The organism is Rhodobacteraceae bacterium S2214 (assembly GCA_025141675.1).
In the GTDB taxonomy this organism is placed as follows: Bacteria; Pseudomonadota; Alphaproteobacteria; order Rhodobacterales; family Rhodobacteraceae; genus Yoonia.
Map to the genome: position 1 here is coordinate 2,815,767 of CP081161.1, position 24,234 is coordinate 2,840,000.

Here is a 24,234-nt window from a genome sequence, read left to right on the forward strand (position 1 = left end):
ACTCTTCAGAAAATGGCGCCTCTTTCCAAACTGGCGAGCGCCGCCAAATCCTTCTGCCGCAAAGAAGACGGCACCAGCACGATCGAATTTATGATGGTCCTGCCTGCTGCTATGTTCTTCTTCGCTGCAACATACGAAAGCGGAACAATCGGTCTGCGTAACGTGATGCTTGAACGTGCGGTCGACGTGACTGTTCGCCAAGTTCGGATCGGTGCGATTGAAAACCCGACGCACAGTCAGCTCAAAGAAATGATCTGTGAATCGGCTGCAATCATCCCGGACTGCCTGAACAGCGTAAAGCTGGAGATGGAACGTAAAGACCCGCGCAACTGGACAGACATGAACACAGACCGTGATTGTGTGGACCGTGCTGCAACCGGCGAACCAGTGATCAACTGGACCACTGGTGGGAACAACGACCTGATGGTTCTGCGTGCCTGCGCGATCTTTGATCCGATGTTGCCAACCAGTGCTGTTGGGGCCGCAGCCCAAGACGCAGGTGGCGTTTATGCCCTTGTTGCAACCTCATCCTTTGTTGTGGAGCCATACCAATGATACATATGCCTCGTATCCGCGCCGCAGTCGCCGGGTTCCGCAAAAGCGAGAACGGATCTGCCTCAATCGAACTTCTGTTCATGGTACCGCTGCTGTCTTTGATCACCTTCTCGATGGTGACCTATTTTGCAGCGTTCCGCGCACAGACCCACGCCACACGTGCAGCGACCGTTATGACCGACATGGTCAGCCGCGAAGTTGCCGCTGTGACACCTGATTACATCGCAGGTGTTGAGGGTCTGATGAAGACGCTGGTGCACACAGACGACACCCCAGAGTTCCGTTTGACTGCATTCACATACGATGAAGAAGACGAAACCTACATGGTGGCTTGGTCGAAAGATTCAGGCATGTACGGCGCGATGGACCATGCGGCCATCAACGAAGTGTCGCACCGTTTGCCAACACTGAAAGACGGCCAGCGTGCGCTTTTGGTAGAGACAAGCGTAGAATACACACCAATGCTGGACATCGGTTTGGGAACACGGACGTTTGAAAACTTCAACGTCGCTGCGCCCCGCTTTGTTCCGCAGCTGTGCTTCTTGCCAGATGAAAGCGCTGATCCAACTTCGGCAGAGTGCTAAGAAAATGCGTGGTGCTGATTATTCGGCACCACGTGCGGCGACCCGCAGTGCGATTTGTTCAGCCATGAATTTGGATTGACCAGCTGACACGGCACCGCCCACACCAACATAGCGCCCAAAGCGCCACCACAACCCCGGGGCCCAGCCACGGGGTTGTTTTGTTTTAAGCTTCAGCGTGAAACCGTTCGATGGCTTAAATGCAAATGCACCACGATCAACGTTGATGATATCGTCCAGCTTTGCGATGAGCGTCCCATCGCTGCTGGTCAGTGCATCCGCCGACATGAAGATCTCTGTCCGCGTGGATCTGCGCAATGCTTCCGCCAAGACCAGCGATCCGACGCCCAGCGCCAGCACGATGATCAGCAATGGCAATGCGGGCGGATCACCCAGTGCCACGTAGATCAGCAACATACCCAAAACGTAGATAACGCCACACGCCATGATCCGCCGCCCAGCTGATGCGCCAACGACCGCCAAAATACCGTCTTCGTCCGGTTGAAACATGAAGAGCCCCCTCTTTGTTTGAAGGCCCCTTACCTGCTCTGTGCTACTTGCGAAAGGGATTACCGGTTCGGAACGACCTCGTATCCCGGTTCCTCGGGTTCATCATCGATCAATTCATCGGGAAATCCGGGTGCTGTGATATCAAGTCCAGTGATGTCTTCGAGCCTGCGGATAATGTCGTCAGATTGCGTCCGTTCGCCATATTTTGCGATGCCATCTTCGAAGATCGACACCATGAGCGGGCTGATTTCAAGCGGCACGTTGTGACGTTCTGCGATGGTCTGAAACAGACCGATATCCTTCTTAACCAAGTCCATTGTAAAATTCACGTCGCGGCAGCCGTTCAAGATCAACTGACTTTCCGTTTCGTGGACAAACGACGTGCCAGAGCTGATTTTCATCGCCTCATATGTCGTCGCCAAATCTAAACCTGCCGCTTTCATCGTGACCATCGCTTCGCAGACGGTGAGCAAATTCGCGGTCGCGAGATAATTCGTCATGACCTTGAGCGTGCTTGCCGTGCCAATCTCGCCAGTGTGCAAGACGCGGCGCCCCAAAACCGTCAGAATCGGCAAGACTCGTTCGAACGTCGCCCTGTCACAACCCGCGAAAATGCTGATGTTACCCGTGTCGGCGCGGTGGCACCCACCCGAGACAGGACATTCCACCGCCATGCCGTCTTTTGCGATCACGGCCTTCGCAAGCCGCGCGACTTCTGCCGCGTCAGTCGTGGACATTTCCATCCATATTTTACCTTCACGCACCTCGGGCAGCATTTCGGACACGACGGCGTCGCAAGCGGCAGGCGATGGAAGGCACGTCACGACGACGTCGCAATCGCGCATCAGTTGCGAGGCACTTTCGCCTGCTTTGGCACCTTTTTCGACAAAGCTAGCGACGAAATCCGCGTTCAGATCATAGACGTGTAAGTCCTTGCCATTGCGCAACAAACTTCCGGCCAGCTTGCCGCCGACGTTCCCCAAACCAATAAATCCGACCTGCATGATATTCCCTCTGAAGTTTCCCACACGCTGTGGCGAAACGCCTGCCCCGTCTAGTCCAATTCCGACACATGCTGTGCGCAGCTGCACAGTAGTGATTATTGTTGGGCAGCCCTGCGCGCCCTATCTTTGCGTTAAAGGAGATACACCATGTCCATTCGACCAACGTTAGAGACACGCGCCGCCGTTCCCACGCTGGAAGGCGCAGGCGTCAAGTTGCATCGCGCATTCGGATTTCATGATCCGTCCGAGCTGGATCCGTTCCTGCTATTTGATGATTTCCGAGGCGACACGCCGTCGGATTTCGAGAAGGGTTTCCCTTGGCATCCGCATCGTGGCATCGAGACGATCACATATATTCTGGACGGCACCGTGACCCATTCAGATAGCCTTGGTAATTCCGGTGATTTGAATGCTGGCGATGTGCAATGGATGACCGCAGGGTCCGGCATTTTGCACCAAGAAATGCCGACGGGCAACGCCAAGGGCCAGATGCACGGGTTCCAGCTTTGGGCGAATTTGCCCGGATCGATGAAGATGACCGCCCCGCGCTATCAGGATGTTACTGCAAACGATATTCCAACCGTCGTTGATGACGACGGCACGTCTGTTCGGATCATCGTTGGTGATTTTTGGGGCAAGAAGGGTCCCGTTGACGGGATTGCCGCAGACCCGCAATATCTTGATATTTCGGTACCTGCAGGTGTGCGAAAGACGTTCAAAGTTGATACGTACCGCCGCGCGTTTGCATATGTTTTTGCAGGTGCGGGGCGATTTAGTGACGCGTCAGCCCCGTCTGGTGTTCTGCTGGAAAAAGAAGTTATGGGCGAAGAATACAACATCCGGGATCTGTCCGGAAACCGTACTTTGATCCGCTTCGGCACAGGTGATGAGGTGACCGTTCAAGCGGGCGAAGAAGGTATTCGGTTCTTGCTGATCTCAGGTGCACCGATCGAAGAACCCGTCGCGTGGCACGGTCCGATCGTCATGAACACCAAGGATGAAATTCGGCAAGCTATGCGGGATTTGAACAACGGGACATTCATCAAACCGGCCCACTAGTGACGTCCTACAGGTCGCCCTCATGGCGGCCTGTTTTCTCGTCAATTCGGATTCATCTGTTTGCAGACACCGCGCGCAACACCAGATCGCAGAACGCTTCTTCCAGCTCTGCCTGTGACAACCGCCCGTCAGCACGGTACCAATTTGTCACACCTGTCAGCTGGGCAATGACAGACAAAACGGCGATCTTGCGGTCTACGAATGAAAATGACCCGTCCGCCTCGCCAGCGATCAGGATGTTTTCCAGCGCTTTTTCGTAATTGTTCCGCAGGTCCTGAATTGCCGCGAAGTTTTCCTCGGACAGATTCCGCAGTTCCATATAGGACACGAAGACTTCGTCGCGCCGTGGCAGGTGAAAGCGGATGTGGAAACGTGTGAAGGCTTCAAGCTGTTCAACAGGTGTGCCTTCAATCGGCGTTTCGGCGTAAGCGGCCAGCAGATTTTCCATATGATGGCGCATCAGATCGAACAAAAGCGTCTGTTTATCAGGTGTATAGTTGTACAAAGCGCCAACCTGAACGCCGACATCTTCTGCAATTTTGCGCATCGAAACGGCGGCACATCCATACCGCGCGATCAACCGCAAAGCAGATTCCCGAACCTTGGGTCCGGTGGTTTCGGAATGAGAGCCTTGTTTACGTGCCATACGCTACTGTAAATGAACGCTTGTTCATATGGGAACCCCCAAATGGCATTCCTTTGCCGACCTGCCTTGCACCTGTTGCGCCCCCATGGGTAAATGCGCCCAAACTACAGGACGTGTTAATGCTGCTTCGCCAATTCATTATGCTAACTGCGTTTGCAGGGTTGGCGCATTGCGGGACAATCCCCGATGTTGGCGGCACATCTGCGGACGCTGCGCGGGCCGCGGATTTCCCTGAATTAGTAGCAATTGATTCTTTGATTGAACGATCTGAGACAATCGCGCCGCAAATCACGCCAGCCTCTATCGTGACAACCAACGACAGAATCGCTCAGTTGCGTAACCGTGCCGGTGCCCTGCGTCGCCCAGTCGTTGATCAAGCAACACGTGCCCGCATGCGTGCGGCAATTGCACGAGCCGCGTTGCGGTGACCGCCCAGATTGGGTAACAGGCCCTAGATTTTCACGACAACGACGGATGCCCCCATGACACAGCCCCTTCGCCTTGGAATTGCCGGTCTTGGTACGGTCGGTGTGGGCGTCGTCCGCATCGTTCAAAAACACGCAGAATTGCTTGAGGCACGTTGCGGGCGCAAGATCGTCATCAGCGCCGTTTCGGCCCGTTCCCGCAGCAAAAACCGCGACGTCAATTTGTCCGACTACGCGTGGGAAGACGATCCAGTTAAACTGGCCGCCCGTGATGACGTGGATGTCTACATCGAACTGATGGGCGGGTCCGAAGGCCCTGCAAAGGCATCGACTGAAGCAGGCATCGCCGCTGGCAAAGACATCGTGACGGCTAACAAAGCGCTGCTTGCGATCCACGGTCAGGCGCTCGCCGAAGCAGCAGAGGCCAAAGATCAGGTGATCCGGTTTGAAGCTGCGGTCGCGGGCGGTATTCCGGTTGTCAAATCCCTGACCGAAGGGTTGGCTGGCAACGAAATCAACCGGATTATGGGCGTTATGAACGGCAGCTGTAACTACATCCTGACACGGATGGAGGACGCGGGCCTGTCTTACGAGGCCGTCTTCGATGAGGCGAACCAACTTGGTTACCTCGAAGCCGATCCTGAACTGGACGTGGGCGGGATCGACGCGGGCCATAAGTTGGCGCTGTTGGCATCGATTGCATACGGCACAAAGGTGAACTTTGCAGGCGTTGATCTTGAAGGTATCGGGTCGGTCACCATCGAAGATATACATCAAGCTGCTGATATGGGTTACAAAATCAAGCTTTTGGGCGTCGCGCAAATGACGGGCCGCGGGCTGGAACAGCGCATGTCGCCTTGCCTCGTGCCCGACACATCGCCGCTTGGTCAGCTGCAAGGCGGGACCAACATGGTTGTGCTCGAAGGCGATAGCGTCGGCCAAATTGTGCTGCGCGGCGCTGGTGCGGGCGAAGGTCCTACGGCAAGCGCCGTGATGGGCGACGTCATGGATATCGCACGTGGTCTGCGCATTTCAACGTTCGGGCAACCGGCCATCGGTCTGCGCGAAGCCCGCTCTGCCCATTCCGCAATTCCTGCGCCGTACTACCTGCGGATGCAGTTGCTGGACAAACCGGGTGCGCTTGGAAAAGTCGCCAAGCTGTTGGGTGAGGCTGGCATTTCCATCGACCGGATGCGCCAGTATGGCCACGATGATACCGCGGCACCCGTCCTGATCGTGACGCATAAAACAACAAGGACCGCGCTGAACGAAGCGCTTGAAGCGTTCGAATCCACCGACGTCGTGAGCGGCACACCTGTTGCTATTCGGATCGAAGCAGTCTGATCTGTAGCCCTTGTCGGGTTAAGTTTTTCGTTGAATGTTAGCGTTCACAGCGTTGTCTTGCGCTGTGTCTTCACGCTAGGTCGGGACTGAATTCTCCCGAAGGACTGCCAGATGCCTGATCAAACTGACTTTAACGACCGTTCCCTTTCGCTTGGCCTCGCCCGCGTTTCTGAGGCCGCAGCCATCGCTTGCACCCCGTTGATCGGGCGTGGCGATGAAAAAGCAGCGGACCAAGCAGCCGTAGACGCGATGCGGACCCAGTTAAACAAATTGGATATCTCTGGTGTCGTTGTGATCGGCGAAGGTGAACGCGACGAAGCGCCGATGTTGTTCATCGGTGAAGAAGTCGGCACCGGCAAAGGACCCGGCGTTGATATCGCGCTCGACCCGCTGGAGGGCACGACGCTGACTGCCAAGGACATGCCAAACGCGCTGGCCGTGATTGCGATGGGCCCGCGGGGGTCGATGCTGCATGCACCTGACGTTTACATGGACAAGTTGGCGATTGGACCGGGTTACCGCGATGGCGTTGTGACGCTGGACATGTCGCCTGCGGAACGTGTGTCTGCATTAGCAGCCGCAAAAGGCTGTTCCACGAATGACATCACTGTCTGCGTCTTGGAACGCCCCCGTCACGAGCAGATCATCGAAGAAATTCGTGGCACAGGTGCTGCAATCCGCTTGATCACAGATGGTGACGTCGCAGGCGTGATGCATTGCGCAGAAGCCGCAAAGACGGGCATCGACATGTACATGGGATCTGGTGGTGCGCCCGAAGGTGTACTGGCCGCCGCTGCGCTGAAATGTATGGGTGGTCAGATTTATGGCCGCCTGACATTCCGCAATGACGATGAACGCGGCCGTGCGGCAAAGGCTGGTATCACGAACCTTGACCGCGTTTACACGCGTGATGACATGGTGACCCAAGACGTGATTTTTGCCGCGACCGGTGTGACAGATGGCAACCTTGTACCGGGTATTAAGCGGGAAGTCGGTTTTGTCACCGCAGAAACGATCCTGATGCGGTCAAAGACTGGTTCAGTGCGGCGCATGCAGTATCGCAATCCTATCGCTGGATAAAAACGACGCTCCAATAGCGATACGCGTTGTTTTGATGAAATGAGGATAAGGGGCGTGGCCAAGGCTGCGCCCTGTCTGTATTGTGCCGTCTTATGAATACACCACAAGATAAAGCGTTTTTGGGCGTTGATTCTTCGGTCACGGGACGCCGTTGGATCGGTCCGGGATTGGTCGAAGATCGCGCGTCAGAGGCTATGGCACAATCCACTGGGCTGCCTGCCCCATTGTGCCGCACCTTGGTGCGCCGCGGCGTGGCCCCTGAGGACGCAGAGACGTTCTTGGCCCCGACCTTGCGCAACCTACTGCCGGACCCACGATCCTTGAAGGATATGGAACCCGCAGCCGCCCGTTTTCTAGCCGCCTTGAACAAGCGCGAACGGATCGCGGTTTTTGCCGACTATGATGTGGATGGCGGCACTTCTGCGGCTTTACTGTTGTCTTGGCTGCGTGACATGGGGCATCGCGCCACACTTTACGTGCCAGACCGCATTGATGAGGGTTACGGACCGAATGACGAAGCTATGGCTGCACTGGCTGCTGATCACGATCTGATCGTTTGCGTGGATTGCGGCACCCTATCCCACGGGCCAATCGCGGCTGCGGTTGGGGCCGATGTCATCGTGTTGGACCACCACTTGGGCGGTGAAACTTTACCCGATGCGTTGGCCGTCGTGAACCCGAACCGGCAAGATGAATCCGGTGATCTGGCTCATCTTTGTGCCGCTGCCGTTGTTTTCTTGATGCTTGTTGAAGTGAACCGCCAGATGAAGGTTGCGGGTCAAAAAGGTCCAGACCTGATGGCTTTGCTTGATCTCGTGGCACTCGCGACTGTGGCGGATGTCGCGCCGTTGGTCGGTGTGAACCGTGCACTGGTGCGCCAAGGCTTAACCGTGATGGCGCGCCGCCAACGGATTGGCCTGACGGCCCTTGCCGATGTTGCGGGCATGGATCAGGCCCCGACGTCGTATCATCTTGGGTTCTTGCTGGGGCCGCGCGTAAATGCGGGGGGCCGCATTGGCAAAGCGGATTTGGGTGCGCGTCTATTGGCAACCGATAATCCGCAAGAAGCCAGCGACATAGCTGCGCGTCTGGATGAACTGAACACGGAACGTCGTGAAGTCGAAACGCAGGTCCGTGATTTGGCGATGGTGCAAGCCGAAGATCGCGGCTTTGACGCGCCTTTGGTTTGGGCTGCGGGCGAAGGATGGCATCCGGGTGTCGTGGGCATCGTGGCATCGCGTTTGAAAGAAGCGACCAACCGCCCCGCGATTGTTATTGGCCTTGATGGTGACGAAGGCAAAGGATCAGGTCGGTCCGTGTCCGGCATCGACCTTGGCGCGGTGATCCAACGGGTCGCTGCGGAAGGATTATTGATCAAGGGCGGCGGTCACAAAATGGCAGCGGGCCTGACCGTCGCGCGTGACAAGCTTGATTCGGCGATGGCGCGGATTTCAGAACTGCTGGCCAAACAAGGCGCAGGCGACATCGGCCCTGCCGATCTGCGTCTGGACGGCATATTGATGCCCGGTGCCGCGACTGTTGAGCTGATTGAACAAATCGAAAAAGCGGGCCCCTTTGGTGCGGGCGCCCCTGCCCCACGTTTTGGCTTTCCCGACTGCCAAATTCTGTTTGCAAAACAAGTTGGTGCAAATCATCTCAAGGTCACGTTCGGCGATGGCCTAGGTGCGCGGATCGACGCAATCAGCTTTGGCGCAATGGACGGACCGATGGGGCCAATGCTGTTGAAGCATAACGGCGCGCGGTTTCATTTGGCTGGACGTTTGGAAGTAAATACGTGGCAAGGCCGCCGGTCGCCGCAGCTGCGTTTGGAAGATGCGGCCCCTGCTTAGAAAAGTGCGAAAAGTCCGAAAAAGGGACTTGCTCTTGGAGTTGCCATTTACTAGAAGCCGCGTACCAAGCGTGGTCCCTTCGTCTATCGGTTAGGACGCCAGGTTTTCAACCTGGAAAGAGGGGTTCGATTCCCCTAGGGACTGCCATTGGTGCAACATTTGCGGTTATACCCATAATCGCAGACCAAGCGCGGTCCCTTCGTCTATCGGTTAGGACGCCAGGTTTTCAACCTGGAAAGAGGGGTTCGATTCCCCTAGGGACTGCCATTGGATCTGAACACCCGCCAAAATCAAATAGTTACATGCCGCGATTGGCATCGCTTGGATTGGCGTGTTTTCTGAATGGTCGTTGAATTGACGGTCGTCCTCCGAACTGCGATGCGCCCTCATTTGTATAAAAATTAGACGCCAGGCTAATTTCTGCACACTTTTTAGACTTTACTGATCGATCATCCGTACATTCACCTGCTGTTCTCTGGGCCTCATTCCACATTTACGGAACGGTCACTCTGTCACACCACACGGGGAATCTTTCATGTTTTACAAATCAATCTCGGCAGTTGTCGCGATGACGTTGGCGTCTTCGGCTTGGGCCGAGACAGACCTGCCCTTCGCGCTCGACTGGAAATTTGAAGGGCCATCAGCGCCTTATTTTCATGCACTCGACGCAGGCTATTTCGCAGCCGCCGATCTGAACGTCACGATTAGCGAAGGATCTGGTTCGCTGGATGCCATCCCGAAGGTCGCAACAGGCGCCTTCCCTGTTGGATTCGCCGATATCAACTCCCTGATGCGCTTTCTCGACCAAAACCCGGGCGCGCCCGTCACTGCCGTGATGATGGTTTACGACAAGCCGCCGTTCGCCGTAGTAGGCCGCAAGTCGTTGGGCGTCGAAGCCCCAGCGGATTTGGAAGGCAAGGTATTGGGCGCACCTCCACCTGATGGCGCTTGGGCGCAATTCCCGATTTTTGCAGCGGAGACAGGCATCGACGCAGATGCGATTACAGTCGAACCCGTTGGCTTCCCGACGCGCGAACCGATGCTGGCTGAAGGTAATGTTGCCGCCATCACTGGCTTTTCGTTCTCGTCCACTTTGAACCTGAAACGTTTGGGCGTGCCTGATGATGACATTTCGGTTTTGTTGATGGCCGATTACGGCGTCGATTTGTACGGCAACGCGATCATCGTGAACACGGATTTTGCAGCCGCGAACCCTGAAATCATCACTGGCTTTTTGTCCGCTGTCGGCATGGGCTGGAAAGACGCGATTGCGACGCCTGACGCCGCAATTGCAGCGCTGATGGAACGTAATCCGGCTGCGGATGCTGCACTGGAAACAGAGCGTCTGCAAATGGCGATTGATGCCAACGTCCTGACGGATTTCGTAGCTGAAAACGGCATGGGCACGATTGACGCGGACCGTATGGCCAGCGCGATTGAACAGACGAAGTCTGTGTACGAGTTCACGACTGAACCTGATGCGGCGCTTTACTTCGATGGAAGTTATTTGCCGACAGATGGCAGCTTGATGCTGAAATAAGGAATTGGGCCGTCGCGACTGTCGGCGGCCCATCTACCAAAGGCTATTACAATCGAAAACCTTATCGAAATCAAAGGCGTAACCCACGCATACGCCACGGACAGCGGCCCTCTCCCCGTGCTAAACGGTTTAGATGTCGCTGTCCCGACGGGCACTTTTGCCGCTGTCGTCGGCCCATCCGGTTGTGGCAAATCCACGCTGACCCGATTGGTCGCAGGGCTATTGAAGCCTGACGAAGGCGAAGTGTGGCTGCACGGCGAACGCGTCAAAGGCCCGCGCAATACCGTTGGCATGGCGTTTCAAAATCCAGTGCTGCTGGAATGGCGGACGATCCTTGATAATATCATTCTGCCGCTTGAAATCGTCGCCCCCCGCATGTCCCGTAAAGACCGCGTCGCCCGCGCGATGGATCTGCTCGATATGGTTGGGCTGACGGGGTTTGGCGACAAACGCCCGTCTGAATTATCCGGCGGGATGCGCCAGCGTGCATCGCTGTGCCGATCAATCGTTCACAAGCCGGATGTGCTGATTATGGACGAACCATTCGGGGCTCTGGACGCGTTTACCCGCGAAGATCTGTGGCAGACAATGCGTGATCTGCGCCGCGCTGAACCGTTTACGGCCGTTCTGATTACCCATGATCTGCGTGAAAGCGTCTACCTTGGCGATCAGGTCATCGTTCTATCGGGTCGCCCCGCGAAAACCCAGTTTGTGATGGACATCGACCTGCCCGAAGATCGCGGTCTCGATGTGCTGTACACACCAAAGGTCGCGGACATGCTGCATGTGCTGCGCGATCAAATCAAAATCGCGCAAGGCCGCGACGCAGAGGTGCATTGATGCTGCGTAAGATTGCCGTTCCAGTCCTGGCCGTGTTGGTTTTCCTCGGACTTTGGGAAGCTTTGGTTTGGGTCAATGACTGGCCGAACTACAAAATGGCGTCTCCGTCCGATTTGCCGCCAGCATTCTGGAAATACAAAGAGCTTTTCTTCACGATGGGCTGGCAAACGCTTTGGCGGACAGTCGCGGGGTTGTTGCTGGCGGTCATTTTCGGCACGGCCCTGGGCATGATCATTGGCTTTTCGAAGATCGCACGCGATGCACTGTACCCGCTTTTGGTCGGTTTCAACGCGATTCCAAAAGCCACATTGGTGCCCGTGATTTCCTTGATTTTCATCGGACAGCACGATTTCAATACGGTGTTGATGGCCTTCATGATTTCGTTCTTCCCGATCGCGGTTTCTGTGGGGATCGGCCTGTCGACGCTTGAACCGGAATACCGCGATATTTTGCGTGCCCTTGGTGCGTCTCGCTTTACGATTTTCCAGAAAATCGCGTTGCCAAAGACGCTGCCTGAATTCTTCGGTGCGCTGAAAGTGTCAGCGACGTTGGCCTTTATCGGCACGAATCTGGTCGAAATCGTCAGCCCGCATGGCAAAGGTTTGGGCGCGTTGTTCAAGTCCGGCGAAACCAACGGCGACTATCCCTTGATGTTTGCGGTTCTGATTGCTTTGGCCTTTCTCGGGATTGTTTTGTATTATGCTGTTATCGTGCTTGAACGTTATTTTGCAGGCTGGGCAGAGCGGGAGGCAAACTGATCAATTTCGCCTTCACATCGCGCGCAACGGTCTCTGACTTAGGGGCATTCTAATATGGCTAATCGTTTGCCATTGATGGTTTTCACAGACCTAGACGGGACGTTGATTGATCACGACACATATGCGTGGACGCCGGCACAACCTGCCTTGTCAGCCCTTGCAGACATCGGCGCGGCGGTCATTTTAGCCAGTAGCAAAACAGCTGCCGAGGTTAGCGTGCTCCGCACTGATCTTGGGTTAGATCAATGGCCCGCGATTGTCGAAAACGGCGCGGGACTGCTGCCCGCCGAGACGACCGAGGTTGGCAAAACGAAGACTTACCCCCAGCTGAGGAGCGCGATTGACGACGTCCCCGCAGAGTTGCGCGCGCAGTTTGTTGGTTTTGGCGATATGTCCGCGATACAGGTTTCAGACATCACGGGCCTGCCAGAAGACGGCGCAAAACTGGCGCAGCAACGCGCGTTTTCTGAACCGGGGCAATGGCATGGCACTGACGCGCAAAAGACCCGTTTCATTGACCATCTGAAAGACCACGGGATCATTGCCCAGCAAGGGGGTCGGTTTCTGACCCTGTCTTTTGGTGGCAACAAGGCCATTCAAATGCGCGACATCATTGAAACATACGCGCCCAAACACACCATCGCGTTGGGTGATGCCCCGAACGACGTACAAATGCTGACGACCGCAGACTACGGTGTCGTGGTCGCAAACCCGCACCGTGCGCCACTGCCCCCTTTGGCGGGTGAGACCGAAGGCCGGATCATACGAACTAGCGCTGCGGGGCCCATCGGCTGGAACGTGGCCATTATTGAATTGCTCGACCGACTAAAACTGTAAAAGGACCATCCATCATGGCTGACTTTCATCAAAACGGAAACATCACGACGCTACACAACCTGCGCACACGATCGACCGACGAGATGGAGCACGAACTGGATGTCTTTTCGCAGACCCGTAAGATTTCGCTGATCCTGCCGTGCCTGTATTCGGAACTTGAACGCGAAGCGATGCCGAACATTCTGTCTGAGCTGTCGCAGGTGAAATACCTGCATCGGATCATCATCGGGCTAGACGCAGCAGACGAAGCGCAATTTCGGCACGCCAAGTCGTTCTTTGAAGGCCTAAACCAAGATCACATCGTCATTTGGAACGACAGCCCACGGATGTTGGCGCTTGGTGCGCGACTAGAGGCGATGGGTCTTGCCCCGTCTGAGAAAGGTAAGGGCAAAAACGTTTGGGCCAGTTTGGGTTATCTGCTGGGCTGTGCCGATAGCGACGTCATGGCGATCCATGATTGCGATATTTTGACGTACGAAAAAGATATGCTCGCCCGCTTGGTTTACCCGGTCGTGAACCCGAACTTCCCGTATCAGGTCGCCAAGGGATATTACCCGCGCATTGGTGGCGATCAGCTAAACGGACGAGTAACACGCCTGTTGGTTAGTCCGCTGCTGATCGCGCTAAAGCGAGTGATCGGCGACCGCGATTACATCGATTACCTGCGTAGTTTTCGCTACCCATTGTCCGGCGAATTTGCGATGCGAACTTCGATTTTGCCCGACCTGCGTATCCCGTCTGACTGGGGCCTCGAGATTGGGGTTCTGTCTGAGGCATGGCGTAACCTTGCGCCCAAAGCGGTGTGTCAGGTCGAAATCTCGGATGCCTATGACCACAAACATCAAGAGCTTAGCATTGATGAAGCCAGCGCCGGTCTGAACCGGATGTCCACCGACATTTGCAAGGCTGTCTTTCGCAAACTTGCCGCTGATGGTACTGTTTTTACTGCCAATGTGTTCCGGACGCTGAAAGCGACCTATTATCGCTGCGCGCTTGATCTGCTGGAATCCTATTACAACGATGCCAAGATGAACGGGTTGTCGATCGATCGCCATGCGGAAGAAAGATCAATCGAATTGTTTGCTGAAAACATTATGCGCGCAGGGCACGTCTTCTTGGAAAACCCGCATGAGACGCCATTCATCCCGACATGGAACCGCGTTCACGCGGCTGATCCGTTGTTCTTGGCAGATATGAACGCCGCAGCACTTGCGGATGTTGCAGAGTTTCAGTGACTTACCCGCGGTTGCTGATCCAACGACATTGATAGGGGGCAAGCGTCAGGCCCCCTGCATCCATGTCGACCGGATCGCCGCTAAGCAGATCGATCCATGGTTCATCGTCAATTAGGTTCATTGACATGTGGTCCACTCGAACCGTTTCAGCGCTGACGTTATGCAGCGCAAAAATGGATTGGTGCCGGTCCAGACTTTGCCGCCATACGCCGAACACGCGATTATCCAGCGGCATCGTGAATTGCGTAGCATTTGGGTGAAATGCCGGTTGCGCGGCCCTAATCCGCAAGCGTTCCGTCAAAGCGCCCAAGACGCGCGCTTGCGGTGTTTCAGCATCATCTAGCAGGTCATTCAAGGTCGGATAATCCCACCGATGGCGGTTGATCGCACGGTTCATGCCGCGTCTTTCCACCTGCGCGTGATCGTTTGGTGTCGCGAGCATAGAATGGATATAGAATGCCGGAATCCCTTCAAGCGACATGACGATGGTCTGCGAACAGACAAACCGGTCGAAATGATAATCGTCTTGCCCCGTAAAGGTTTGCGACGTTGCATCGTAGAACGTCGTGTTGATTTCGTATGGCGCCTGCCCCCCGTCCGGCAAAGCACGCATCGAGACAAGACCGCCGATATCTTTGATTGTGTCGATCATCTTGGCTTGTTCTTCAGCGGGCAAAATACCCTCAACGGGACGCATTCCGATGCCGTCATGGCTGGCCGTGAAATTGAGATAGGCGCAGCCAAATTGCGCAGGCGGCATCCCACTTTGCCAGCGACGCAGGTAATGCGCAGACCCCGACATCATCGCATGCAGGATCAATGGCGGCAGGGGAAAGTTGTAGATCGCGTGGGCTTCGTTCCGGTTGCCGAAATAGCTAAGGTTTTCGGCTTTTGGAACGTTGGTTTCCGTCAGCAATATGATTGTTTCGGCGGCAAAATCGCACAACACCCGCATCAACTGCACAATGGCGTGGGTTTGCGGCAGGTGGATGGATGGCGTCCCGATCTCCTTCCAAAGGAACGCAACCGCATCAAGCCGCACAATACGCACCCCGTTATCCACATGCAGGCGAATGATGCGCAGGAATTCCAGCAGCACCTCTGGATTGCGAAAGTCGAGGTCGATCTGATCATGGCTGAACGTGCACCAGACGTGGCGCGGACCATTCGTGGTTTCGACCTTTTGCAACAGCGGTGTGGTCCGCGGGCGCACGACTTCGTTCAAATCATCGTCTGGCGAGGCTTCAAAAAAGAACTGATCGTAGGGTTCTTGTCCTTGCAAGTAACTGTTGAACCACGTGCCTTGGCTGGAAACATGGTTAAGGACCAGATCGGACATCAGATGAAAGTCGTCCCCGATCCGGTTGATATCGGCCCAGTCACCGAGCTGCGTATCAACGGACCGAAAGTCGGATACCGCAAAACCATCATCAGACGTGTAGGGAAAAAACGGTAGGATATGGACGCCGTTCACCGCGCCTTTCAGACGGCGCAGCAAGAAATCATGAAGCAAATCCAGCGGCTTGTGTGCCCCGTCCAGTATTGAATTCCCGTAGGTAATCAACACCGCATCATGTTCGGTCCACAGATCATTGCTCGGCGTTCGGCCATGTTTGCGTGGTTTAGTCCCATCCGGCCAAAAGGCATCGACGATTTGACTAAGCAGGATATCCGCGTCGATTTCTGGATAGACCTGCGCGATAAGAGGCAATAATTGCGTGCGAAGCGTCGTTGTCTTTGAAGTGTCCATAACGTCAGAAAAACAGAGTTATCGCTAAGATCAAGCCGTTGCACGCAGTCTGCTTGCATTCGGGCCAAGTTCGACATGCAGGCGTCGCGCGCGCTTCGCATTTTGTAGAAAAACGCCTACTTATTGGGCAGAAGAATTCTGATCGCCCCTACATCAGACAACCCATGGGACAATTTTTTCGTTTGACCCGCATGTCCCGTGCATTTACGCAAGCCGTACCAGGGGCGCCGAAAGGCTGAGACGTACCCTTTGAACCTGAACCAGATAATGCTGGCGGAGGGAGGTAGTGCGTTCCGGGCTTTGCGCGAGCGTCGTCTCTTTTTTCCGCTGAAAAAGGAGACATCATGGCCCCGCAACACGTTTTGGCAATGCTGCGCGAACAGAACCCGTTAGTGCAATGCATCACGAACTACGTCGCGATGAACGTGGCCGCGAACGTTGTTCTCGCAGCCGGTGCTTCGCCAGCAATGGTCCACGCATCAGAGGAAATTGCAGAATTCACCCCAATTTGCGGCGCGCTGACCATCAACATCGGCACGTTGTCGGCCCCATGGACTGCCAGCATGTTGGCGGCTGCAAACGCGGCGAATGACAAAAACATCCCGTGGGTGTTGGACCCTGTTGCACATTTCATATCGACTTATCGCAAGGGCGTCGCGCAGGATTTATTGGCGTTGCGTCCCACGATCCTACGCGGCAATGCGTCCGAGATTTTAGCGATGGCTGGTGCGGTAGGAGCTGGTAAAGGTGCCGATAGCGGCGACAGCGTGGATGCCGCAGAGGATGCCGCACGCGCAATCGCCAAGGCACACGGCAGTGTGGTTGCGGTCACCGGACCGGTTGATTTTGTGACAGATGGCACCCAATCAGCAAAGGTCACTGGCGGGTCCGACATCATGCCCAAGGTAACCGCGTTGGGGTGCGCACAAACAGCGCTGATGGGCGCCTATGCCGCCACTGGCCCCGCTTTTGACGCTGCTTTGGCGACGCTGGCGCATTACAAAGTCGCAGGAACAATGGCCGCACAGCAGGCAAAAGGCCCCGGCAGTTTTCAGATGCATTTCCTTGATGCGCTTAGCGCGGTACAGCCCGACGATCTGCCCAACGTGATCCTCTCATGACCAGCCTGTGCCAACAATTGCGGCTGTATCTGGTGACAGACACAGCACTGTGCCGCGGTCATGGGTTGGTCGAAACCGTCCAAGAGGCGGTCGCGGGCGGCGTCACAATGGTGCAACTGCGCGCCAAAGACGCCACCACACGCGAACGGGTCGACATGGCCCGCGCAATCAAGGCCGCACTTGTCGGCACCGGTGTTCCGGTCATCGTCAATGATGATCTAGACGCCGCGATCGAGGCCGATGCTTGCGGTGCGCATATCGGTCAAAGTGATTTGGCTCCGGCAGACGCACGCGGATTGTTGGGCCCCGACAAAATCTTGGGGTTGTCTTGCGAAACAACTGCAACTGTCCAAGCAGCGGACACTGATATCGTGGATTACCTTGGGATCGGGCCGGTATTCGGCACGACGACAAAGCAGGATCACGAGGCACCGATCGGTTTTGATGGCTTGGCAGAATTGGCCGCTCTGACGTCGCTGCCAACCGTCGCGATCGGGGGGCTTAAAGCCAAGCATCAAGCGGACGTATTGGCATCAGGCGTTGATGGCCTCGCTGTCGTTTCTGCCATTTGCGGGCAAGCCGATCCGAAGGCTGCCGCCCAATTATTTTTTCAGGAGCCCGCCCAATGATCCCGAACATACTAAGCATTGCGGGGTCTGACCCGTCTGGTGGCGCGGGCATTCAGGCAGATCTGAAAGCCATATCCGCCAATGGCGCATTTGCGATGGCGGCGATCACCGCCCTCACCGCGCAAAACACGCAGGGCGTTAGCGGTGTTCATTTGGTGCCGCCAGCGTTCGTGCGCGACCAGATCAACGCAGTTTTTGATGATATCCGTGTCGATGCCGTAAAGGTCGGGATGATCGCAGATGCCGATATTGCACAAGCGGTTGTTGATGCGCTGACTGACCGCGACGTCCCTATCATCCTTGACCCGGTTATGATCGCAAAGGGCGGTGCGTCCCTTTTGGACCCCGATGCGATTGCCGTGTTGCGCGAGGCGTTGCTGCCCATCGCAACCATCCTGACCCCAAACCTGCCGGAAGCAGCCCAACTGCTGGACATGCCGGTGGCGCAAGCACGTGATGAGATGGCGGATCAGGGGCGCAAGCTTTGTGCGCTTGGAGCAGACGCGGTGTTGATGAAGGGCGGACATCTGCCGGATGCCGATAGTCCTGATTGTCTGGTCACCCCGAGCAACATCACTTGGTTCGAAGGCGCGCGCACCGCTACCCGCAACACACATGGGACCGGATGCACCCTGTCATCAGCGCTGGCTGCGCAACTGGCCAAAACAGTCGACGTCCATGCCGCCGTTGCCGCAGCCAAATCTTATGTGTCCCACGCAATCGCCCACGCCGATCAGCTTTCCGTTGGATTAGGGCATGGGCCAACCCACCATTTCGCAGAACTGCATCGCGCATCAAAGGAACCACTTTCATGAAAACAGTATTGCTGGCCTCGGCCTTTTCCGTGTTTGCAGCGCCGCTTTGGGCGCAAGATCAAATGACACTTTTGCTCGATTGGTTCGTTAATCCCGACCACGGGCCAGTCATCATCGCGCAAGAGAAAGGCTATTTCGCAGACGTTGATCTCGACGTTGACGTGATCGCCCCTTCGGACCCTTCGGACCCGCCCAAAATGGTCGCGGCGGGGCGTGCGGATTTGGCGATTTCCTATCAGCCCCAACTGCACCTCCAAATCCACGAAGGCCTGCCTTTGCAACGGGTCGGCACGCTGATCGCGACACCGCTGAATTGCTTATTAACTCGTGCTGACGGCCCCATCGCATCACCCGCCGATCTCAAGGGACGTAAAGTCGGGTTTTCAGTGGGCGGCGTCGAAGAAGCCGTTTTGGGGCACGTGTTGAACACGCACGGGCTGACGTTGGATGATGTTGAATTGATCAACGTAAACTGGTCGTTGTCCCCTTCGTTGATGTCCGGTCAGGTCGACGCCGTTATCGGTGCATTCCGAAATTTCGAACTGAACCAAATGGATATCGCAGGCGTGCCGGGGCATTGTTTCTACGTCGAGGAAGAAGGGCTGCCAGCCTACGATGAACTGATCTACGTCGCCAATTCCGAAACCATGGACACCGATATGATCATGCGTTTTCTCGCGGCGACGGAAAAGGCCACACAGTACATCGTCAATCATCCGGAAGAGGCATGGCAAATATTCGCAAGCACAGCGCCAGCACTGCAGGATGAGCTTAACGCGCGCGCATGGGTAGACACCCTGCCCCGATTTGCATTGCGTCCGACAGCGATGGATGCTGGCCGCTATGAGACGTTCGAAGTATTTTTACACGACGCGGGCCTGATACCAGACGTCCATCCCGTATCGAAAATCGCCATTGATGTGACGTCACAATGAGCAATCAGCCTTACGGTCAAACCTTTGCACAATGGCGGGCCGGTTGCCCCACCGCATGGCATGCCTACACGCACCATGCCTTCGTTGAAGGACTTGGTGATGGGACTTTGCCGCGTGCAGCCTTCATCCATTACCTCATCCAAGACTACGTGTTCTTAGTCCATTTCGCGCGGGCGTGGTCCTTGGCCGTGGTGAAAGCCGAAACACTTACGGAAATGAAGACATGCGCCGCGACCGTCGATGCATTGGTCAATCACGAGATGGCCCTGCACGTCGCAACATGTGCAGCCGAAGGCATCGACGAGCAAACCTTGTTCACCGCAACCGAAGAATTCGAAAACCTCGCCTATACGCGGTACGTCATGGATGCAGGGCTGCAGGGTGATTTTCTCGACTTGATGGCAGCACTCGCGCCCTGTTGCTTTGGCTATGGCGAAATCGGGTTACGATTGGAAACGTCAGCAGTCAAAGACACGCCCTACCGCGACTGGATCAAGACGTATTCGGACAATGATTATCAGACCGTGATGTCCAACGTCGGGCGCATGATCGACCAAGCTGTTGTGCGTAGATTGGGAGATCGGCCGTTTAGCGCTGCGCGTTGGCCACACCTTCAAGACCGGTTCACAACGGCCACGCAACTAGAAGCCGCTTTTTGGGATATGGGGTTAAAGCGCGCGTGATGGCGGCACCTGACATTCACGTTTCAGGTCAGTACGACATCGCTGGCCAACGCATTTTTGGCCCCATTGATCTAACGCTGCACGCGGGACAATGGACCTGCCTTTTGGGACAATCCGGTGTGGGTAAATCCACGTTACTGCGGCTGATTGCAGGGCTGGATTGTAGTGGCGCGTTTTCCGGCACCATCACGACCTCTGACGGCGCAACACATGACGGGCAGATCAGTTTAATGGCACAATCTGATCTATTACTGCCTTGGCTCAGCGTCTTGGAAAACATAGTCATCGGCAGCCGCTTACGCGGGACGGAGCCGGATTTCGAACGCGTCGAAGATCTTATCGCCAAGGTCGGGCTGACGCCATATCGCAACGAAAAACCCGCCGCTTTATCGGGCGGGATGCGCCAACGCGCGGCATTGGCACGCACGTTGATGGAGGATCGGCCCGTTGCGCTTCTGGATGAACCATTCTCGGCACTAGATGCAGGCACACGTGCCGACATGCAGGATCTGGCAGTTGACGTTTTAAAAGGAAAAACAGTGTTGTTGGTGACGCACGATCCCGCCGAGGCCGTGCGGTTGGGACATCAGATTACCGTTCTGACACCCGACGCGGCAATTCAATGGCAACCACCCGCAACAGAGCCGATCCGCGACCAATACGCTGCGGAAACTACGGCATGCCAAGCAGCGCTTCTTGATCACCTGAGACGCGACAAATGATCAAATTAGCGTATATTTTGACACCTATTCTATTCGGGATATCCCTTTGGCAAGGCGTAGTTTGGTTAACCGACGTGCCCCAGTTCATTCTTCCATCGCCATGGCGCGTGGCGCAAACAGGATGGGAATATCGCGGTTTGATCCTGGAAAATGCCTTGGTCACAGGGACTGAAGTCGTCTTGGGACTTGTCCTTGGCACAGTCCTTGGCGCATTAACCGCGATCCTATTGGCCAGCTCTCAAAGGCTTCATCGGTTGGTCATGCCGTTGCTTATCCTGACGCAAGCCATCCCGGTTTTCGCGCTCGCTCCGATCCTCACGCTCTGGCTAGGATACGGGATCGCATCGAAAGTTATGATGGCGCTACTGATCATTTTCTTTCCTGTCACCAGCGCATTTTTTGACGGCTTAAGTCGCATCCCAAGCGGCTTTGCAGATTTGGCGAAGACAATGGGCGGGACGAAATGGCAGATCATGCGGCACATCAGAATACCGCATGCGATCCCTTCTCTAGGAACTGGACTGAAACTTGCGGCCGTTTATGCTCCCATCGGCGCCGTAATCGGGGAATGGGTCGGCGCATCGCAGGGGCTTGGATATCTGATGCTGCTGGCGAACGGGCGGGCGAAGACAGACTTAATGTTCGCGAGCTTATTGTGTATTTGCCTCTTGGCGACACTCCTATATCTTGCGGTTTCACTTTTATCGAACGGATTGTACCATGAAGAACGCTGAAATCTTGGAGGTGTATTACCGGAGATGATCGACGGATCCACATATGGATTCCGTCGTATTCGCAAAGTCGGATGCTATCACAGCGGCAGCATCAGAACTGACGCTCCGATTATGCCTTCAGGAGTCATTTTTGCCAACGGACTGTTGCCAACCACGATCTCGAACGAGCGATCTATTTTTGAGATTGTCGCCCAATAGAGGGTCCGGTGAACGCTAACGTTATGCCGCGTGTTACTTATTTGCTATTTCTTGTGTTTATCGTCGAGAGATAGGGTTGGCTTCTTATTAGATTTGGCAGTGACTTACTCTCCCACGCCTTAAGACGCAGTACTATCCGCCGACCGACAGGCGTTTGCTTGCCAAACGCCGTAAGGGGGCGCAGCGGCACTTAACTTCCGCGTTCGGGATGGGATCGGGTGTTTTGTCCCTTTCAAAAAACCACTGTGTTTTTTGAAGGCGTAGCAAGGTTACTTTGCTTGCAAAGTGACAGCTACTCAGACGTTATGACCACTGCCATGTTTTCGGGCTTGATTGTTGGATTGGTATTTTTATCGTTGAGAGATACTTTTTTGACGTTGCTCATTAGATTTGGCAGTGACTTACTCTCCCACGCCTTAAGACGCCGTATCATCAGCGCAGCCGCCTCTATTGGGCCCACGTTCGGTATTGGATTTTGTGTTCAGTCCCCTTCAAAAAAGCATTGTGTTTTTTGAAGTCGTCTCAAGTTTGTTTTGCTTGCAAGGTGAGTGCGACTCGGACGTGATGCCGATTGGCTTGCTATCAGGTTTGATTATTGGGGGGAGTGGTTTCATCGTCGAGAGATACGGTTGGCTTCTTATTAGATTTGGCAGTGACTTACTCTCCCACGCCTTAAGACGCAGTACCATCAGCGCAGCGGCACTTAACTGCCGAGTTCGGGATGGGATCGGGTGTTTTGCTCGCGCTATGACCACCAAATCAAAAAAGAAGCCAACGATCAGGCTGATATCCTATGCGGGATTTCTGCTTGTTCCGTATCAGATATACTGATGGTTGTGTGTGTATGTATCATGATTTTAATTCAGTAAAGTCAGACTATTACTGGATCAAATCAAGCCTATCGGACCATTAGTACCAGTCAACTGAACGCATTGCTGCGCTTACATCTCTGGCCTATCGACGAGGTGGTCTACCTCGGTCCTCAGGGATACCTTGTTTTGAGGGGGGCTTCCCGCTTAGATGCCTTCAGCGGTTATCCTGTCCGATCATAGCTACCCTGCACTGCCGTTGGCACGACAACAGGTCCACCAGTGGATCGTTCACCCCGGTCCTCTCGTACTAGGGGCAACTCCTCTCAAGTATCCTACACCCACGGAAGATAGGGACCGAACTGTCTCACGACGTTCTAAACCCAGCTCACGTACCTCTTTAAACGGCGAACAGCCGTACCCTTGGGACCTGCTCCAGCCCCAGGATGAGATGAGCCGACATCGAGGTGCCAAACGGTGCCGTCGATATGGACTCTTGGGCACCATCAGCCTGTTATCCCCAGCGTACCTTTTATCCGTTGAGCGATGGCCCTTCCACTCGGGACCACCGGATCACTATGGCCGTCTTTCGACTCTGCTCGACTTGTCAGTCTCGCAGTCAGGCTGGCTTCTGCCATTGCACTCAACGAGCGATTTCCGACCGCTCTGAGCCAACCTTCGCGCGCCTCCGTTACAATTTGGGAGGCGACCGCCCCAGTCAAACTACCCACCACGCAGGGTCCCGGATCCGGATAACGGACCGCGGTTAGACATCAAACAGAATAAGGGTGGTATCTCAAGGGAGGCTCCACCGAGACTAGCGTCCCGGTTTCAAAGCCTACCACCTATCCTGCACATACTGTGTCTGATGCCAATGCGAAGCTATAGTAAAGGTGCATGGGGTCTTTCCGTCTAACCGCGGGGAGCCTGCATCTTGACAGGCAATTCAATTTCGCTGAGTCCACATTTGAGACAGCGGGGAAGTCGTTACGCCATTCGTGCAGGTCGGAACTTACCCGACAAGGAATTTCGCTACCTTAGGACCGTTATAGTTACGGCCGCCGTTTACCTGGGCTTCAATTCGGAGCTTGCACTCCTCCTTTTAACCTTCAGGCACCGGGCAGGCGTCAGACCCTATACGTCGTCTTGCGACTTCGCAGAGCCCTGTGTTTTTAGTAAACAGTCGCCACCCCCTGGTTTGTGCCCCCGGCAAAAACTTGCGTTCTCACCGGGCCTCCTTCTCGCGAACTTACGGAGGTATTTTGCCGAGTTCCTTAAATGTGGTTCTCTCAAGCGCCTTGGTATTCTCTACCAGTCCACCTGTGTTGGTTTAGGGTACGATCTCATGGAGGGCTATTTCCAGGAACCTCTCAACGGCCTCCCCAATCCGATAAGGGGAAACAATCTTCGAGATCCGTCACATCCTCCTGGCCCAGGAATATTAACCTGGTTCCCATCGACTACGCCTTTCGGCCTCGCCTTAGGGGTCGGCTTACCCTGCTCAGATTAGCTTTAAGCAGGAACCCTTGGACTTTCGGCGAGGGAGTCTCTCACTCCCTTTGTCGCTACTCATG

23 protein-coding genes, 2 tRNA genes, 2 rRNA genes and 1 riboswitch (1 of these 28 cut by a window edge) are annotated in these 24,234 nt (G+C 55.3%); of the genes, 21 read left to right on the forward strand and 6 right to left on the reverse strand.

Annotated elements, in window-relative coordinates; translation table 11 throughout:
- The first annotated feature begins 12 nt into the window (after positions 1-12).
- A complete protein-coding gene (locus tag K3729_14010; protein ID UWR01066.1) occupies positions 13-555 on the forward strand; it encodes a pilus assembly protein in 543 nt (180 codons plus the stop codon).
- Positions 552-1,139 (forward strand): hypothetical protein, encoded by a 588-nt coding sequence (locus K3729_14015; GenBank protein UWQ98550.1) that lies wholly within the window; start codon positions 552-554, stop codon positions 1,137-1,139. Before K3729_14010 ends, K3729_14015 begins: the two co-directional genes overlap by 4 nt.
- An 18-nt stretch (positions 1,140-1,157) precedes the next feature.
- Here the strand turns inward: K3729_14015 and K3729_14020 are convergent, their stop codons facing one another.
- Both K3729_14020 and K3729_14025 read right to left on the reverse strand, forming a co-directional pair.
- The gene (locus tag K3729_14020; protein UWQ98551.1) at positions 1,158-1,646 is read right to left on the reverse strand and encodes a hypothetical protein; all 489 of its coding nucleotides are present in this window, start codon (positions 1,644-1,646) and stop codon (positions 1,158-1,160) included.
- A 59-nt stretch (positions 1,647-1,705) separates the two neighbouring features.
- Entirely contained in the window at positions 1,706-2,650 is a 945-nt protein-coding gene (locus K3729_14025) for an NAD(P)-dependent oxidoreductase (protein ID UWQ98552.1), read from the reverse strand.
- A gap of 147 nt (positions 2,651-2,797) precedes the next feature.
- Here K3729_14025 and K3729_14030 point away from each other — a divergent pair, with 147 nt between their 5' ends.
- On the forward strand, positions 2,798-3,709 hold the full coding sequence (locus K3729_14030; GenBank protein ID UWQ98553.1) for a pirin family protein: 912 nt from the start codon (positions 2,798-2,800) through the stop codon (positions 3,707-3,709).
- Between the two features lie 52 nt (positions 3,710-3,761).
- Here the strand turns inward: K3729_14030 and K3729_14035 are convergent, their stop codons facing one another.
- Entirely contained in the window at positions 3,762-4,355 is a 594-nt protein-coding gene (locus tag K3729_14035) for a TetR/AcrR family transcriptional regulator (protein UWQ98554.1), read from the reverse strand.
- Between the two features lie 119 nt (positions 4,356-4,474).
- Here K3729_14035 and K3729_14040 point away from each other — a divergent pair, with 119 nt between their 5' ends.
- The 11 genes from K3729_14040 (at position 4,475) to K3729_14090 (ending at position 14,264) form a co-directional block, all read left to right on the forward strand.
- Positions 4,475-4,783, forward strand: coding sequence for a hypothetical protein (locus K3729_14040; GenBank protein ID UWQ98555.1), 309 nt, complete (start codon positions 4,475-4,477; stop codon positions 4,781-4,783).
- 54 nt (positions 4,784-4,837) lie between these two features.
- Positions 4,838-6,124, forward strand: a complete 1,287-nt coding sequence (locus tag K3729_14045) for a homoserine dehydrogenase (protein UWQ98556.1) — start codon at positions 4,838-4,840, stop codon at positions 6,122-6,124.
- A gap of 111 nt (positions 6,125-6,235) precedes the next feature.
- Positions 6,236-7,204: a class II fructose-bisphosphatase gene (gene glpX, locus K3729_14050; GenBank protein UWQ98557.1), complete on the forward strand. Its 969-nt coding sequence runs from the start codon at positions 6,236-6,238 to the stop codon at positions 7,202-7,204.
- Between the two features lie 92 nt (positions 7,205-7,296).
- On the forward strand, positions 7,297-9,054 hold the full coding sequence (gene recJ / locus K3729_14055) for a single-stranded-DNA-specific exonuclease RecJ (protein UWQ98558.1): 1,758 nt from the start codon (positions 7,297-7,299) through the stop codon (positions 9,052-9,054).
- A gap of 72 nt (positions 9,055-9,126) precedes the next feature.
- A tRNA-Glu gene (locus K3729_14060) sits at positions 9,127-9,201 on the forward strand.
- 45 nt (positions 9,202-9,246) lie between these two features.
- Positions 9,247-9,321 (forward strand) — tRNA-Glu (locus tag K3729_14065).
- Between the two features lie 268 nt (positions 9,322-9,589).
- Positions 9,590-10,594 carry an ABC transporter substrate-binding protein gene (locus K3729_14070; GenBank protein UWQ98559.1) on the forward strand — a complete coding sequence of 335 codons (1,005 nt, stop codon included), beginning with the start codon at positions 9,590-9,592 and terminating at the stop codon, positions 10,592-10,594.
- A gap of 51 nt (positions 10,595-10,645) precedes the next feature.
- On the forward strand, positions 10,646-11,434 hold the full coding sequence (locus K3729_14075) for an ABC transporter ATP-binding protein (protein ID UWR01067.1): 789 nt from the start codon (positions 10,646-10,648) through the stop codon (positions 11,432-11,434).
- Positions 11,434-12,192 carry an ABC transporter permease gene (locus K3729_14080; protein ID UWQ98560.1) on the forward strand — a complete coding sequence of 253 codons (759 nt, stop codon included), beginning with the start codon at positions 11,434-11,436 and terminating at the stop codon, positions 12,190-12,192. The genes K3729_14075 and K3729_14080 overlap by 1 nt, the downstream gene beginning before the upstream one ends.
- Before the next feature lie 54 nt (positions 12,193-12,246).
- Positions 12,247-13,029, forward strand: a complete 783-nt coding sequence (locus K3729_14085) for an HAD-IIB family hydrolase (protein ID UWQ98561.1) — start codon at positions 12,247-12,249, stop codon at positions 13,027-13,029.
- 14 nt (positions 13,030-13,043) lie between these two features.
- Complete coding sequence (locus tag K3729_14090) at positions 13,044-14,264, forward strand: glycosyl transferase (protein UWQ98562.1); 1,221 nt, start codon at positions 13,044-13,046, stop codon at positions 14,262-14,264.
- Position 14,265: 1 nt separating this feature from the next.
- Here the strand turns inward: K3729_14090 and K3729_14095 are convergent, their stop codons facing one another.
- The gene (locus K3729_14095; protein UWQ98563.1) at positions 14,266-16,014 is read right to left on the reverse strand and encodes a sugar phosphorylase; all 1,749 of its coding nucleotides are present in this window, start codon (positions 16,012-16,014) and stop codon (positions 14,266-14,268) included.
- A 210-nt stretch (positions 16,015-16,224) separates the two neighbouring features.
- Positions 16,225-16,313: riboswitch (TPP riboswitch) on the forward strand.
- Positions 16,314-16,358: 45 nt separating this feature from the next.
- On the opposite strand from K3729_14095, the gene thiM reads away from it, so the two are divergent.
- The 7 genes from thiM to K3729_14130 are packed head-to-tail and all read left to right on the forward strand — an operon-like array spanning position 16,359 to position 21,653.
- Positions 16,359-17,135, forward strand: coding sequence for a hydroxyethylthiazole kinase (gene thiM, locus K3729_14100; protein UWQ98564.1), 777 nt, complete (start codon positions 16,359-16,361; stop codon positions 17,133-17,135).
- Positions 17,132-17,764: a thiamine phosphate synthase gene (gene thiE / locus K3729_14105; protein ID UWQ98565.1), complete on the forward strand. Its 633-nt coding sequence runs from the start codon at positions 17,132-17,134 to the stop codon at positions 17,762-17,764. Before thiM ends, thiE begins: the two co-directional genes overlap by 4 nt.
- Positions 17,761-18,579: a bifunctional hydroxymethylpyrimidine kinase/phosphomethylpyrimidine kinase gene (gene thiD, locus K3729_14110; GenBank protein UWQ98566.1), complete on the forward strand. Its 819-nt coding sequence runs from the start codon at positions 17,761-17,763 to the stop codon at positions 18,577-18,579. The genes thiE and thiD overlap by 4 nt, the downstream gene beginning before the upstream one ends.
- Complete coding sequence (locus K3729_14115) at positions 18,576-19,514, forward strand: ABC transporter substrate-binding protein (protein ID UWQ98567.1); 939 nt, start codon at positions 18,576-18,578, stop codon at positions 19,512-19,514. Before thiD ends, K3729_14115 begins: the two co-directional genes overlap by 4 nt.
- Complete coding sequence (tenA, locus tag K3729_14120) at positions 19,511-20,197, forward strand: thiaminase II (protein ID UWQ98568.1); 687 nt, start codon at positions 19,511-19,513, stop codon at positions 20,195-20,197. The genes K3729_14115 and tenA overlap by 4 nt, the downstream gene beginning before the upstream one ends.
- Complete coding sequence (locus K3729_14125; GenBank protein ID UWQ98569.1) at positions 20,197-20,919, forward strand: ABC transporter ATP-binding protein; 723 nt, start codon at positions 20,197-20,199, stop codon at positions 20,917-20,919. Before tenA ends, K3729_14125 begins: the two co-directional genes overlap by 1 nt.
- Complete coding sequence (locus tag K3729_14130; protein ID UWQ98570.1) at positions 20,916-21,653, forward strand: ABC transporter permease; 738 nt, start codon at positions 20,916-20,918, stop codon at positions 21,651-21,653. The genes K3729_14125 and K3729_14130 overlap by 4 nt, the downstream gene beginning before the upstream one ends.
- Before the next feature lie 842 nt (positions 21,654-22,495).
- On the opposite strand, the gene rrf is transcribed toward K3729_14130, so the two are convergent.
- Positions 22,496-22,610: ribosomal RNA gene (rrf, locus tag K3729_14135) — 5S ribosomal RNA — on the reverse strand.
- A gap of 129 nt (positions 22,611-22,739) precedes the next feature.
- Positions 22,740-24,234, reverse strand: a 23S ribosomal RNA gene (locus K3729_14140); it runs 1,345 nt beyond the window's last position.